At 63.4% G+C, this 15,156-nt stretch carries 9 protein-coding genes and 2 pseudogenes; 7 read left to right on the top strand and 4 right to left on the bottom strand.

All coding sequences use genetic code 11. The annotated features are described in order from the left end of the window. Positions 1-234: 234 nt before the first annotated feature. The 4 genes and pseudogenes from GLA29479_RS08370 to GLA29479_RS25960 all read right to left on the bottom strand — a co-directional run. Positions 235-732 (bottom strand): hypothetical protein, encoded by a 498-nt coding sequence (locus GLA29479_RS08370; protein ID WP_144436415.1) that lies wholly within the window; start codon positions 730-732, stop codon positions 235-237. Next, a complete protein-coding gene (locus GLA29479_RS23590; protein ID WP_082638409.1) occupies positions 719-1,741 on the bottom strand; it encodes an RHS repeat-associated core domain-containing protein in 1,023 nt (340 codons plus the stop codon). The genes GLA29479_RS08370 and GLA29479_RS23590 overlap by 14 nt, the downstream gene beginning before the upstream one ends. A gap of 15 nt (positions 1,742-1,756) precedes the next feature. Beyond that, on the bottom strand, positions 1,757-7,105 hold the full coding sequence (locus tag GLA29479_RS08365; RefSeq protein ID WP_169795629.1) for a hypothetical protein: 5,349 nt from the start codon (positions 7,103-7,105) through the stop codon (positions 1,757-1,759). Between the two features lie 325 nt (positions 7,106-7,430). Next, positions 7,431-7,781, bottom strand: a pseudogene (locus GLA29479_RS25960) (ATP-binding cassette domain-containing protein); the annotation flags it as partial. A gap of 158 nt (positions 7,782-7,939) precedes the next feature. Between GLA29479_RS25960 and GLA29479_RS24420 the strand changes: the two are divergent. The 7 genes and pseudogenes from GLA29479_RS24420 to GLA29479_RS08330 form a co-directional block, all read left to right on the top strand. Further along, positions 7,940-8,140, top strand: coding sequence for a hypothetical protein (locus GLA29479_RS24420; RefSeq protein ID WP_144436414.1), 201 nt, complete (start codon positions 7,940-7,942; stop codon positions 8,138-8,140). Between the two features lie 330 nt (positions 8,141-8,470). Then, complete coding sequence (locus tag GLA29479_RS08355; RefSeq protein ID WP_057971319.1) at positions 8,471-9,559, top strand: SGNH/GDSL hydrolase family protein; 1,089 nt, start codon at positions 8,471-8,473, stop codon at positions 9,557-9,559. Between the two features lie 27 nt (positions 9,560-9,586). Further along, positions 9,587-10,261, top strand: a complete 675-nt coding sequence (locus GLA29479_RS08350; RefSeq protein ID WP_144436413.1) for a hypothetical protein — start codon at positions 9,587-9,589, stop codon at positions 10,259-10,261. Between the two features lie 39 nt (positions 10,262-10,300). Next, entirely contained in the window at positions 10,301-12,751 is a 2,451-nt protein-coding gene (gene lnt, locus GLA29479_RS08345; RefSeq protein WP_211265046.1) for an apolipoprotein N-acyltransferase, read from the top strand. 211 nt (positions 12,752-12,962) lie between these two features. Then, positions 12,963-13,619, top strand: a complete 657-nt coding sequence (locus GLA29479_RS08340) for a hypothetical protein (RefSeq protein WP_057971317.1) — start codon at positions 12,963-12,965, stop codon at positions 13,617-13,619. 330 nt (positions 13,620-13,949) lie between these two features. After that, positions 13,950-14,399, top strand: a complete 450-nt coding sequence (locus tag GLA29479_RS08335; protein ID WP_057917131.1) for an ATP-dependent zinc protease family protein — start codon at positions 13,950-13,952, stop codon at positions 14,397-14,399. Between the two features lie 60 nt (positions 14,400-14,459). Then, a pseudogene (locus tag GLA29479_RS08330) lies at positions 14,460-15,155 on the top strand (RimK family alpha-L-glutamate ligase); the annotation flags it as partial. Position 15,156 lies beyond the last annotated feature (1 nt).

Below are 15,156 nucleotides of genomic sequence, written 5' to 3'. Positions count from 1 at the left end.
TACGTCCGCTTCGGGTGCCCGAGGGCCTGCGCCTCAGAATCGGCTTACGCTTCGTCGTGCGTTCGATGCGCGGGTTGCGTAAGGACGCCGCTCGGACCTAATGCGGGGGAGGTCAATAGTCAGCATCTGACTCGACCTGAGTCGCTCTCTGGGCCTCTGGAGAAGCGGTGGATCGGACAACTATACCTCCGCCGGGTTCGTCCGCGACCTCGGTGGAGGCTTGCTCAATTAAAATTATTTAGCCGGCAGATCGGGCTTCTCGCCAGGAAACTCTTGTCGCCAGAACATCGTTTTAAGCACTTTAATTCTCCCGATCGACTCCGTTGCGCCCCGGCCGCGATCACGGTTAAACAACCCGACCACAGTTACGGCGCCGTCGTAATTTTCGAACTCCGCCTTAAGACCTCGCTCCTGCTCCGAATCGATTTCCAAAAATACTCCACCTCTGCCGCCCGAGTATATGTATGCATCTTTGCTTGCATACAAATAGTACCCATTGGCGGATTTATGCAGGAAGCCAGTTATCTCCAGGTGCTTGCCGTAAATTCTGTCGGTCGCATTAAGTTTGTAAAAATTCGTCTTGCAAACGATCACCGTCTGGTGATTGGCGGGGATGGCTCGACACGCTTCATGGCCCGACGCATCGGCGTCGCGGGTGATTTGGAAAACAACGCTCCCCATAAGGATGAGAAGTGTTCCAGCAGATCTAAATGCAGTTTTAGTACTCGACATAAGAACTCTCCTGCATATATGAAGCGCCGCCGCTATTGATATATGAACTAGCGTCCCAGCCATATACTTTTCCGTCAGGACGACTAACAAAAGCGGTCTGGTCGATCGCTCCTGACGTGTTGCGTCCCCATCCATTCACTGCCCGATACATGCCCAGTACGTAATTTAAGTCATTTCCGCTGAAAAGACTATTCCTGGGGTGAGTGTGAATATATCCAACCGTCACGTACAGCGAATTCGGGCTTTCAGAGAAATCAGGATTGACTTCTGTGATAAATCCATCGCTAGTTGCGGACCCGGTTACAATCTTTTTATTCGGGGCGGCGAAAAGCCTGGAAGCAATCTCAGTGTTGTACTTATTCGCCACCTTTTGAACTACATTGGCCCAAGCCCTCGCCGCTCTCCCTTTGCTGCTATATGTGCTACTAGCCACGCCCGCTTTTGCCAAGGCAGAATTCGCTTCTGCAGATGCGGCGCGCCCGATGGCGCCAGTGGCTGCATTGTCGGTACGCTCTTGGACCATTGATGAAGGGCTGGAAAGGCGATAACTCTGGGTGGTGGCTCCGCCGGTACTTCTGCAAGTGCCGTCATCATTCGTCATGCGGGAACCTGTGCAGCGCCCATCCGGGTCGACATAACGATATGGGTTGGCTGCTGCATACATATACCGGTTAAACAGCGCCGCGGTATTCGTGTCCACTGAAACTGGATCAATACTCAAGAATCGGCCAATCTCAGTATCGTAGTAGCGTTGTTGCATGTAGGTTAGGCCGGTTGCCGCATCGCCGATATGACCTGTGTACCCCGGCCCATCTGTCAGTGGGCGGTTGAGCAAGCGACCATATGGCTCGTACTCGCTACGTTCAACCACGTTCTGATTTGCGTCGGTGACCGCGACCGGCGAGCCCAGCGCGTCGGTATGGATGTACTCGACTACTGTCTGGGCCTGGACGGTGAAGGCGGCAACGGCGAACAACGCCGTCGCTATGAGCTTGGATATCCATTTCATCTCGATACTCTCCGATCAGTCCATGGGCTCAGTACGGCGGGTGGCCGGGAACGGTGGCGTTGACCACGCCGAGCAGCCTCCCGATCCACACGCACGCACGGCGTAATTCAATGTGCAGTACTGCCCCTTGGTACTGGATGCGATCTGAGTCGCGGTCCCGCGATACAGCAGCGCGCCGTTGTCCGAGGACTGCAACTCGTAAGCTGTCGTCTTGGCGGCGGCGGTCCAGCGCACGGTGCAGGTGTCGTTGACAATCCGACCACTCAGGGTATTGCGCAGCCAATCCGCCAAGGTGATGGTCGGTGTCGCAGGCGGAAGATCGATCGTAATGAACTTGACCTCAGAGTACGGACCGCAACCGGCGGGATTGCAGCCGCGGACGTGGTACCCGTAGCGGCCATCGCCGCGGCCCCACACGGTCGTGCCGCCGCTGCCGTCCTGATGGATCAGCGTCCAGGCAGCCCCCTCTCGACTTTCCTCCAACTGATAGACCGTGGCGGTCGCCACACCGGTCCAACCAACGCCGAACGTGCCTGTATTGCTGATGGTCGGAACATCGAGCGATGGCGCCGCTGTCGGCGGGCCGATCACTTGGACATTGGCTTGCGCCGAGGTGGCGCCGCAACCTGCGGCGTTGCAGGCGCGGACACGGTAGCTGTAGGTTCCGGTGGTGCCGCCGTAGATCACCCGGCTGGTGGCATCCGCGTCCTGGATCATCGTCCAGCCGCCGCCGAGCGCGCTCTGCTCCAATTGGTAGCTCGTCGCGCCACCGATCGCATTCCAACTGACCGTGAAGCTGCCCGCGTCGCTTTGCGCTGGTGCGCTGACCGTAGGCGCGGAACCCGGCGGATACAGCACGTTGACGGTACTTGTGGCGGAAATGGGACCGCAGCTCGCCGGGTTGCAGGCCTTGATCCGGTACCCGAATGCACCGTAAGGCTTACTGACAAAGGATTGGTTCAGATCAGTCCCGGTGTATGCGGTAGTCCATTCTCCGCTATTGAAGCTTTCCTCCAAGACATAGTCGGTCGCGCCACCGGCCGCCGACCAGCTGACCGCGTACTGGCCATTCAACGCCGTTCCCGGCGCGGTCAGCACGGGCGCCGTGGCCGGCGGACGGCGCACTTCCACCGTCGCCACCGTGCTCCATCCACCGCAACCGGCCGCATTGCAGGCGCGTGCACGATAGCCGTAGTTGCCATCGGCCTTGCCGGAGATAGAGCGGTTACGTTCGCCGCCGCTGTAAACGCCCTGCCAGCTGTCTCCATTGGCCTGCTCGTGCAGCTCGTAACTGCCGGAGGCGGTCACTGCGCTCCAGCTGACGGTAAAGCTGCTGCCGGATGCATAGCTGGGCGCGTCCACGACGGGGACATCGGGAGCGGTTGGCGTGGTGGCGCGGGCGACCAAGCTGCCGTTCAAATTGATGTAAGCGATGTCCTTCTCTTTACGGTAATCGCGCTGGTAGCGCAGGACGCCATCCTGGCCGTACATCGACACGATGTTGCCGAGGGTCGGGCTGGTCGCCAATACGCGCCGGCCATGCCCGTCGTAGCGATACGTCTCTTTACCTGTGGCCTCGCGTAACCGGTTGCCGAAATCGAACTTGAACTGCTGGCCGTTCTTGTTCTCCAGGTTGCCTTGAGCGTCATAGCCAAGCCCGATCACCTTCAGTGTGGTTCCGGTGTTCTGGACCAGCTCCAGGCGGTTGGCAGCGTCGTAAAGGTACGTGTGATTCCGGCCCGGAACAGCAGACGTCCCGGTGACGCTGACGGTTTTAAGATTATCGAGGACATCGTAGCTATAGCTCGCCGTACCGAACATGGTCGACGTCGCTGCGGTCAGCCGGTCCACGCCGTCGTACACCATGCTGCGATTGCCACGTGCGCCCGGCAGGCCATCGCTGATGGCCGCCACGTTACCGTTGGCGTCGTAGTCGTAGTTGTCGTCGTGGATGGCCGCATTGCCGGCGTCGCGACTGCGCTCGGCCAAACCGCGCAGGTTCTGCTGCAAGGTATGCACGATGCCGTTGCCGTAGGTGAATTGGGACATGCCGCCGTTGGGGTAGTAGCTCACGCCGGTCGCGTAGGTGCCTGCCTGCCGCGGCTGGCCGAGCGCATTCGCGGCGTAAGCCACCGTCTGCCCATCGGGATAGGTGTGCGCGTCCAGGCTGCCTTCATTGGTGTAGGTCTGGCCGATCGCCCAGTCGACGCCGCTCAACTGCAATCGCTCGCGCGTCAGGAAGCGCCGCTTGTTGTACTCATAAGTATTGAATACCCAGTCAGTGCCGCTGGCGTTGTAAGTAGCGATCTGCTTTACCTGCCCGTCCGGATAGTAATCCCACGACTGGTTGCCACGGCCATCGGGAAAGTTGAGGGTCTTCACCCGATTGCGGCTGTCGTAGGTGCGCGTGGCCGCTCGGCCAGAGGCTAAAGCTTCATTGCGGTTGCAGGCGTCGGTGGCCGGAGCCGGTACGCCGGAGGCCGACCAAGCCACATTACTCGCGAGGTCGTAGTCGACGATGGTCGCCCCGGTCTCCGGTTCAATCGACTTGCACGGGCGGTGATGCTGATCGTAAATATACTGGCGTATTGCCTGCACACTGCCATCGCCATTGTGTCGCTTGATCATCTGTATTGATCCAAGCAGATCGCGATGCAGTTCGGTGGCTATCCCTTCCGGAGAAACGACCCCCACCGGGACGTCGTAACCGGGCTGATCGAAGGCCTGGAACAACGTCGTAGTTTGCTGCTGGCGTGGATTGGTCACCCGCGTCATCAGCTGCGGCAGATACTCAGTGCGGGTCATCAATTGCCCCAGCTCACTGTCTTGCTTGACCAGCGTGGTGCGGCCCAGGGTGTCGTACTCCGTATGCATGCCTTGGGTCGGAGCGGTGGTCGATACGCCCGGATAGCTGGCAAACACCGGCCGGTTCTGATCGTCGTAGCGCGCGGCGGTGGAGCGCAGGGTGCCGGCCAAATCGCTGCCGTCCCATTCGTGCACCAGCACCGGACGCCAGAGTGCGTCTAGGAACACATTCTTGGCGCGATTTCCGGTCATCGTGCTCTGCAACCAGTGGCCTGGCGCCAAACCGTACTCATCGACGTCGCGGCGCGAGAAGGTGATGTGGGTGGAATGCCACGCGTTGCTATCGCCACCGGGATAACTGATGGACTGTAGGCGTCCTGCTGCGTCGTAGGCGTATGTGGTGGCGAACGAATTTTCATCCGTGACCGAACTGATCCAGCCGTTATCGTCAACGACGGCGGCTTCGGCCGTCTGGTCCGGGTACTGGATCGACTGCGGAAGACCACGCTTCCAGTTGCTGAGCGAAGTCGTCTTGTCTCGACCGTCGGTCACCGATGCCAAGGTGCCGTCCGCGTGGTAGCCGTAGCTCTCGACTAGGCGACCGAACGCTGAACGCCGCACCGGCAACGCCTTGTCGTTATAGGTGGTCTCAGACATTACCCAGCCGGTGTCGGTGTTGATTTCCTTCTTGGGCTGGCCCAGCACCCAAAGCGCCAGGTCGTCGTGGTATTCGGTAGTATCGCTGCGGCTACGATCGCTTTGCGTGCCCGAAGACCATTTACGGACGTTGAGCGGACGCACCAGGGCGTCGAAGCTGTTGAAGCTGCGATTGAAGGTGGCGTTGTCCTGCGTCGTAACCACGGTCTTCAGGGGCCGATTGGCGTTGGGCAGCCGGTCGGCGTACTCGTCGCCGCTGGAGCCCATCCACTCGGGAAACGGTTGATTGATCGCCTCCGGTGTTGACAGGTACTCGTTCTGGACGATCTTGTAGACAGAACCGTTCTTGCGCGTCTCGACCCGGAACAGTTGGCCCTCGTTGATGTCGCGGTCGCGCCCGAAGGTATGAACGTTCTGCGTCCCGTCGGGTTCAGTGACCGTCACCGTCTTGTAGTTCGGTGCGGCAGGGGCGTACTTGGCGTTCCAGCCGGCGCCAATGTCCCAGCGGGATTCGTCCTGCGGCTCGTAGCCTTCACCGAGCCCGTCGTAGGCGTACCTGTATACCTGTTCCGCCACATTCGGGCCGGAGATATGTTTCTCGATCAGGGACCACGTGTCGTGATGCGTAGAGTACCGGTTGCGTTTGCTGTTCCCCTCATCCAGTCCTGTTTCACAGAGGTAGGGAACGCTCGTCCTTCCGTGCCGCATGGACTTGAAGACGTACTCCGCGATTGCTCCGGACGGATGGGTGATGCGGGCCTTGGACGTGGTGTCTTTGACGATAGCGCCCGGCGAACACGGAACGTTCTGTTTCGGATAGGTCTGATTGGTGTCCGGATTGAGTAGGTACTCGGCCACATCCAGGCGGAAGGCGTTGAACTGAGCCGGCCCGTCGTACTTCCATTGGGTTCCATCCGGATTTTGCACGTTACCGCCGTAGCCGTAGGGGTACGTAAACGTCCACTGACGGCCGTTGGTGGTCGCTGAAAGAATGTTGGTCTGGAAATTACCGTTGAACAAATACGGCACAGCGTCCGTATACGTCATGGTGATCTCGCGACCATCACTGGCGTAGATGCGCTTGGGGTGGTCGTACTCCCAGTCATACTTCACCCAATTGCCGAATCGATCCTCGACCTTGGTGACGTAGAGCTTGAGCTTGTAGCGATGCAGCAGTGCGTTCGGGATCGTATAGCCCCACGGATGCGTGATGGAGGAATAGCGCCGATAGACCAGCCAGTCGAAGGTGTACTTCGTGCCGTCCGGTGCATAGCCCACCAGGCCTTTGCCGGGACCGTTCTGCACACTGGGCAGATCGGAGAAGTACCAGCCGTCCTTCGTCGTGAAGGTATAGGTGACCGAGTTGTTTGGCTTGACCCGCTTCGGATCGTCAGTGATCTTCAGCAGGTCGCCACCACCGCCGCCATTGATAGTCAGACGGTTTCCGCTCCAGAACATCGACGGGTCGAAATCGACGTAGCCGTTGTTGACATAGGGCGGGAACGGCACCCAACCGTTGGATTCGGCGCTCTTGCTGTGATGGACCGCACTGACGTTGGGAATGTCCAGATCCCAGTTGCCGTTGATCTGGCCCTGGGTGATGTCGTGCGGATCGAGGAAGATGCCCAGCGCGACCGGCAGCGAGCTATTGCCCGGCAAGGAAATCAGGTCATGGCTAAACCGCACGGTGCCGTTGAACAGGTTGATCTTGTCGCCGAATGCCTCGTCGCTGAGGGGCGAGACATTCTCTGTCGATCGAACGCGCTTGGCGTACTCGTTAGGCCAATCGGTGCCTTGCGCGCGAGCCGTACTCAAAAGAAAAACGAACCCGAAGAAGCCCGCCCACGCTAAACCCAGTTGCAGCGCTTGCCACCCATTGAAACCGATACCCGAAGATTTCATGCCGTGCATCCCTGTAAGTCAGCCGTTGCAGCTGAAACCAATCTTCCGGGCAATCATTGCCCGCCCCGCGCTATGAAGCTTGTCACAATCAAAATGCGATGCAAGGCTCTCAGAAGATGAGATTTCATCGAAGGAACCGTACTGTAGAGAACGTTTGGAGTGTGCCGAGCTGCGTTCCGCCCGCAGGCACCATGGGCGGGCGGATTCCTACCGCGCGTGCCGCCTGCGCTTGACTTCGCGAACGTGGAACATTCGGGCCTAGGCGACGTCGCCGATGTTGATGGCTGGATAGAACTAAGTGAGCCATCAAGCACATGAGGGCTGCCTACCCGGCAACGGGAAGCTGTCGGCGATGATTCGGGTCCACCGCGCGGACTTCCTCTAGGCACCCGGTGTCCAGGACGAGAGCTCGATCTGCACTGGCGATCTTCTCTGGACGATGGGCGACGATGACCCGGGTTATAGCCAGGGCCGCAATCGAGTCGTTCACCACGGATTCGCCGGCGATGTCGAGGTGGCTGGTTGCCTCGTCGAAGAACAGCATCTGGGTTGTCGGTAAAGCGCACGCGCGAGCAAGATGCGTTGCTTCTGCCCTCCAGACAGCGAGCTGCCCATGTCGCCGACCTGGCTGAAGTAGCCCCATCGGCATGGCCTGAATCTCGTCGTGGATACCGGCGCGACAGGCCACTTATGCGCTATCCATGAGATTTCGCGTTGTTTGTGATTGAGGCCCACCGTTGGCCTGAAGTTGGATCGGGGCTGGTAGGCCTCTAGGACCTCCAGTTGCCAGTCGCAAAGCCCCGGTTCGGTCCGTCGGCGCTTGGGGCTGGTCTGATGATCGTAGTGTCGCTTGATGGTCTCGACCCGCTCTTAGGCCGTGGCGTCGCCCGTAATCAAGGCAATGTCGCGGTTCTGGAAGCCCTGTTGCTTGAGATCGGTGACCAGAGCGTGTCGGAAGACGTCGAAGCGCACCCCTTCTGGAATCCAAGGTCCGCCATGTTGGCGGTGAACTGGCGGCTGAAGCATTCGCCATAGTTGGTTTTTGTCTCCTCATATGCATCGCTCAGATTGCACAGCGATCTGGCCGAGCACGTCCAGCTAAATGTTCATCGCTTGCTGCGCCTCTTGGCCATTACCGATCCCGCGCAGGTTCCGCTTCCACGTCAAATCCCAAAACGTGATGCAGCCCCCCGCCGCTGTTGCAGCGCACATTGCACCCCCTGGAACCATACGCTAGCGTCCGGGGGCGATGGCAGGGGGGCGTGCCGCGGGGTCCGGGCATCCCCATCGTGATTCGGGTTTCGCGTTACTCATCGGGCACCAGCAGGTGTCCGCAGCGCACATCATCTCGAAGGGGAATTAAGGATGAAGATTCTGTTCCGCAATAAGGCGGGGCGGTTGCTTTCGGCTGTGGCGCTGTTCGCGCTCTCGGCCTCGGGCATGGCCAGCACGCTCAACCAGAACGTCTCCTGGACCGTCGATCGGCCCGCGACCAGCACCAAGTACCGCGTCGTCGCTTACGGCGATTCGATCTTCGCCGGCTACAACGGTTCGATCAGCAACGCGGCGCGCTACTCGGCGCCGACGGTGGATGCCGAATATCTGTCGGCGCGCTGGAATGTGGACGTCGAAAGCATCCGCCGCGCCAAGTCCGGTGCGGTGGCGCGCGATGTCTACGAGAACAAGATCGTCGCCGATCGTTCCTATATGCAAGCCGCCTCGACCCGGGTGGTGAGCTTCGAGATGTGCGGTAACGATGGTTTGCAGGCGCGTACGGCGTTCAAGGAGCAAACCGGCACCTGCAATTACAGCGGGCTGGATGCGGCGGTCAGTTCCTGCCGGACCTACGTGGCGGCGGCGATGGACTACATCAACGCCAACGCGCATGCCAACACCAAGCTCAAGGTGATTTCCAATCTGTACTACCCCGGTTACAACGCCGACAACGTGCAGAGCTCGTGCCGCGATTCCGCCACCGGGCAAACGGTGAACATGCGCGATCGGTTCCTGCCCGCCATCGCCAAGATGAACTACTGGATGTGCGAATACGCCCGCCAGAAGGGCTTCAAGTGCGCGGACAGCTTCGCCCAGTACATGGGCGCGGACTACGATAGCAACGGCGACGGGCAGATCGATTCCGACGCGCTGCGTTACGTGTCCGGCGAAAGCGAGGCCAGCTACATCAACCGCACTGCGGTGACTCTGCGTGCGACCTTGCGCGACGCCAACACCAAGTTCGTGTCGTCCTCCAGTTCGTTCGACTATATCCAGTCCGACGACACCCATCCGACCTATACCGGCGGCACGGTGTCGGCCGGCCTCTGGGGCGGCAGCACCGGCACCGGCGCGCCGCGCTACTCCAGCTTCACCAACGGCCGCAGCCCGATCTGGAACCAGTACGGGCACGAGCGCATGGGCTGGGCGTTGTCGGTTTATCAGCCGGCTTCGCCCTGACGGACGCGCGCGGCGGATAGCCGACTCATGACCAGGCGCGATCATCCGCATGCCCCGTCGTCCCGAGCGGACGGCGAGGGCATGCGTGTGATTGCGAAGACGCCGGCGGCCCGCGGTGGGCGCTTGCTGTGGGCGGTCTGCGCCGTGGTCGTGATCGCCGTGGCGTCGGTGGGATGGTGGTGGATGCGCGAACCTGCGCAAGGCGCGAATGCCGTCGTCGCACAGGCCGGTGTGGATGCCGATGCGGCAGCCGCTCCCGCGGACAGCCGTTCGCTATCCACGCGGGCGAGACAGCAAGCTGCGTCGGAACAGGAGCCGCCAGCCATGCCGAGCAACGATCCCGACGATTTGGCCGCTTACTTCCAACCCGGCGATCCCGAGCCCACCGGCGCGCAGGTCATCGAGGCCTTGCAGCAGGCCGGCGTGCGCACGGGCCTGGGCGCGTTCAATCCGCCCGGCACCAGTCCACCGCTGCTTGGCTTGGCGGTGCCGGAAAACTATGAATTGCCCACGGGCTATGTTCGCCATCATCAGGTGACCGACGAGGGCGTGCCGATCGAGCCGGTGCTGATGTTCGCGCCGGGCTTCACTTTGTACGACGCGCAGGGCCGAGCCATCGCGATGCCGGCCGACCGGATCGTGCCGCCGGAACTCGCGCCGCCCGGGATGCCGCAGCGGCCGATCCGGATTCCCCCGCGCTGACCCAGCGACACGGAGTGTTTCGATTTGATCCAGGAGCGGTTGTCCCTATCCCGCTGGCGTAGCCTCGCCGGCATTCTCGCCACCGCTGTCTTGCTCGGCCTGTACGCTCGCGGCGGCCCCGCCTGGGGCCTGGGCTTCGTCGCGCTGGTGCCGTGGCTATTGGTGCTCGACAGCGACAGAAGCACGCTGCGTGTGTTGGCCAACGGCGCGTTGATGAGCGTCGCCTTCGCGGCGGCGGTGTTTCATTGGTTCGGTGCGGCGATCGGCGCCTTTACCGGGGTAGGGGCGTTGACGGCGACGGCGGCATTGCTGGTGTTGGCGCCGTTGTTGCAGCCGCAATTCCTCGCCTTCGCGCTGGTACGCCAGTGGGTCGGGCGCCGCTACGGGCCGGTGCTGCGCGCCCTGGCCGCGGCGTCGGCGTGGGTGGCCTGCGAGTGGCTGATGCCCAAGCTGTTGGGCGACACCTTGGGGCACGGCTTGTTTCCATCGGCGGTGTTGCGCCAGGTCGCCGACCTCGGTGGCGCCGCGGGCATCACCGTGTTGTTGCTGTTGGTCAACGAGGCGATCGCGCTCGCCATCGAACATCGCGAGCGCGGCCTGCGCGTGCTGTTGCGGCCGCTCGCGCTGGGGGCGTTGATCGTCGTGTGCATGGCCGGCTACGGCGCGGTGCGGCGCGCGGGCTTGCAGGCGCCGGTTGCCGATGACGCGCCGACGCTGCGGGTGGCCATGGTCCAGGCCAACATCACCGACTACGAGCGGCTGCGTAAGGAAATCGGTGCCTATGCGGTGGTCCGGAAGGTGCTCGACACGCATTACGAACTGTCTTGGTCGGCCATCCGCGATCACGGTGCGGACGTGCTGCTGTGGTCGGAGACCGTATACCCCACCAGCTTCGCCAGCCCGCGCAGCGAGGACGGCGCCGCGCTGGATCGCGAGATTCAGGGCTTCGTCGATACGGCGGGCGTGCCCTTGGTGTTCGGCACCTACGACCGCGACGGGCAGGGCGAATACAACGCCGCCGCGTTCCTCGAACCCGGCAAGGGCTTGCTCGGCTTCTATCGCAAGACCTACCCGTTCCCGCTGACCGAATACGTGCCGCGTTGGCTGGATGGGCCTGTGTTGCGGAGCTGGTTGCCGTGGGTCGGCGGCTGGCGCCCGGGCGACGGCGCGCGCGTGCTGCCTTTGCGCAGCGCGGACGGGCGCGAGGTCAACGTAGTGCCGCTGATCTGCCTGGACGATGTGCATACCGACCTGGCCATCGACGGCGCGCGGCTCGGCGCGCAAGCCATCATCGGCATGTCCAACGATTCCTGGTTCACCGCGTATCCGGTGGGCGCGCGCCTGCACCTGGCGGTCGCGGCCTTCCGCAGCATCGAAACGCGGTTACCGCAGGTGCGCGTCACCACCAACGGGCTCAGCGCGATCATCGACGACACCGGCGAGGTGCTCGCGAACACCTCGGTCGGTGATCAGGCGGTGTTGACCGCCTTCGTCAGCGCCCGCGATCCGTCGCCCACCTTGATGGTGCGCTGGGGCGATTGGGTGGGGCGTGCGGGCGCGGTCTTTCTGCTGGCGTTGGCGGCGCTGGCCGTGTGGCAGGCCTTGCGTCGCCGCGCTGTCGCCGCACCGGAGCTGGAGTCGGTGATCGAGGTCGTGCTGCTGACGCCGTTCTGGCGTGCGCTGAGCGGCGCGTTGAGGTTGTGCGCAGGGTTGGGGCTGCTATGGCTGGCCTTCGACATGCTGGCGCGCATCGGCCTGCAGGTTCAGTCGTTGTCGCAGCTGCGGCTGTTCGCCGCCGCGGTGCTGCTGCCATCCGTGGCGGCATGGGCCATCGAACGCAGGTTCGCTGCGCAAGCGCGCGTCGAAGGCGTGCTGTGGATACTCGACCAGCGCCGGCAGCGGATCGAGCTTCCGGTGGCGTCGATCGCCGCGTTGCGGCCTTGGCGCCTGCCGTTGCCGCGCAGCGGTGTCGATGTGCGCCTGGCCGCAGGTCCGCGCTGGACGTGGAGCCTGGCGCTGACGCGTCCGCAGGCCTTGCGGCGCATGTTGGCTGCGACCGGCGTGCCGATCGCTTGGGAAGGCCGCTTCGCCGCCGCTCGGGCCGATCTGATCCAGGCCCGCGCCGACGCGCATCGGCGCCGGTTCGATCATCCCCTGGTGAAGTTCGCGTTGTTCCCGCTGCTGTTGGCGCTGATCGCCTTCCGTCTGCACCAAGTCATCGCCTTCGGCGGTGCCTTCGGCGAGTACTACAGCTACGGGCTGGCGGCTTATCTCACCGGATTGCTGATCTGGTGGGCGTCCTGGTCGATCGGCTTGATGCTGTTCGCCGCGGTGCTGCGGGTCGCGATCGAAGCGGCCGTGGTACTCGCCATGGCATTGCGCTACGCGCACACAGCCGCCCTGTGCGACGCGTTGGAATGGCTGGGCCGTTCGGCGTTCTACCTCGGCGTCCCGGCCTGGCTGGCGTGGCGGTTACTGTCCACGGGGTGAAAGGCGGGGTTTGAATATGGGTGGTGGCCGGAACTCGCGGATTCAGCCCGCGAAGCTTTAACCGCGGCCAACCGCGCTCGCTGCCGAACCTTGCGGCATGAAGCGCAGCAGTCACACTGCTGCGCGATCGACAGCGAAGGGATGCGAGCGATGGGGCAGGATGCCGGGGTCATGGGGTGGCTGTGCGCGGCAACGAAGAGCGGGGGCGCCGATGCGCGCGCCTGAGTTCGGCGAAGTGCGCTTCGAACGTGCTCTTGCCTGGACGGTGGTCGCGCTGGTCCATGCGGGGTTGATCTGGGCGGCGTTGCAGTTGCGCAGGCCGGCCGATCCGGTCGACAGCGAAGCGAGTCTGACGGTGATTTTTCTGCGACCGGCGGTATCGTCGTCCTCGCGCCCGAACGAAGCCCTGCGCACACCGCCGGCGCGCGATCTGCCGAGGAAGACGACGCCACGATCGCTGCGCCCCGTATTCATCCCCGAACCTGCCGCGCCGCTCCCGATGACGCCGCCACACGCGGCGCCGGCCGCTTTGAGGGAACCTGCCGAAGCGACCGGCCTCACCGCGATCCGCATCGACCGCAACGCGCTCGATCCGACCGGAGCGACGCGGGTGCCGTGGGATGCGCCGGCGCCCGATCTGTTGGCCAGCCGCGCGCCGGTGTTGCCGGGGCAGGGTGCGCGGCGTTTCCGCATGCAGCCGCCGAACTCGATCGCCCGTACGGTCGAGCGCGTCGGTCAACTGTTCGGCGGCCGTGGCGAGGACCCTTGCCTGCGCACTCGCGACAACATCGGCGAACTGGCGGTGCAGGGCGATTCGGCCGCGCTGCAGCGCGAACTGGAGTACGAGCGCCAGCTGTGCCGTCCCTGACCGGTTCAGCGATGCCAGGCCGCCGTGCGAGGCGAAGGTTCATTGCCGTGCCGGTGGCTCTCGCCCGATCCGGCCGCGGCGAGGCGCGCATCGACGCTTCACCGCCGGCGCGCTAGACTGCGCGCCCGGTCCCGAGTGGGTCGTCGCGTATCGCACCGTAGCCCCTGGCCGGACGATCCGCGCCCGCCTCGGTCCGATACGTACGGCGGCCGCGAGGTCGCCGTTTTTTGTCGCCGCGCGGCACCTGGAACGGAACGACCGACGGTGGTCGCGGTCCAAGCCGGATCGCGGTCGTCGCAGGCCGACAGCAGTCGCTACAGCGGAGGTACGATGTCATCGAAGATCGTCCTCGGTTGGCGCGAGGCGGCGGCGTTGCCCGCGTTGGGTCTGGCTGCGATACGCGCCAAGATCGACACCGGCGCGCGCAGCTCGGCGTTGCACGTCGATTCGCAATGGCGCTTCGTCGAGGCCGGCATGCCCTGGGTCGGTTTCGAGCTGACTCCGGGGGCGCTGGGCGCCGGCCGGGTCGAGGCGCGGGCGCCGGTGCACGACGAGCGCTGGGTCACCGACTCCGGCGGTCACCGCAGCAGCCGGGTCTTCATCCGGACAGTGCTGAGTCTGGCCGGCATCGAACGCGAAATTGAAATAAACCTGGCGGATCGTCGTGGCATGCGTTTCCCGATGTTGCTCGGCCGCACCGCGGTGACCGGGGCGTTCACGGTCGATCCGTCACGCTCGTTCCTGCACGGACGCATCCGGCGGCGCCACCCGCGCGTCTGAACGCGCCGGGCCGTTCGTCTTTCTTCTCCACGTTTCTTCCACCCACGCGAATCCCTTCCGATGAAGCTTGCGATCCTGTCGCGCAACACCAAGCTCTATTCGACCCGCCGGCTGGTGGAGGCCGCCCGCGAGCGCGGCCACAGCGTGCGCGTGCTCGACCCGTTGCGCTGCTACATGCGCATCGCGTCCGACGGCTTCGAGATGCACTACAAGGGGCGCGAGATCTCCGGCTACCACGCGGTGATCCCGCGCATCGGCGCCTCGGTGACCCGCTACGGCTCGGCGGTCCTGCGCCAGTTCGAACTCATGGACACCTACACCCCGAACACCTCCGACGCGATCCTGCGCGCGCGCGACAAGCTGCGCAGCCATCAGTTGCTGGCCGCCGAGAGCATTGGCCTGCCGGCAACGGTGTTCGGCGACAACCCCGACGACACCGCCGACCTGCTGTCGATGCTCGGCCCGCCGCCGCACGTGATCAAGCTCAACGAGGGCACCCAGGGCGCCGGGGTGATGCTGACCGAGAAGCTGTCGGCGTCGAAGGGCGTGATCGAAGCGCTGCGCGGGCTGTACGCGAATTTCCTGGTGCAGGAGTTCGTCGCCGAGGCCAAGGGCGCCGACCTGCGCTGCTTCGTGGTCGGCGGCCGGGTGGTCGCGGCGATGAAGCGGCAGGCGCCGAAGGGCGACTTCCGCTCCAACCTGCACCGCGGCGGCACCGCCAAGGGCGTGCGCGCCAGCGCGGCCGAGCAGGAGGTGG

It is taken from the genome of Lysobacter antibioticus (genome assembly GCF_001442535.1).
In the GTDB taxonomy this organism is placed as follows: Bacteria; Pseudomonadota; Gammaproteobacteria; order Xanthomonadales; family Xanthomonadaceae; genus Lysobacter; species Lysobacter antibioticus.
This window is presented reverse-complemented; position numbering and strand designations above follow the sequence as displayed.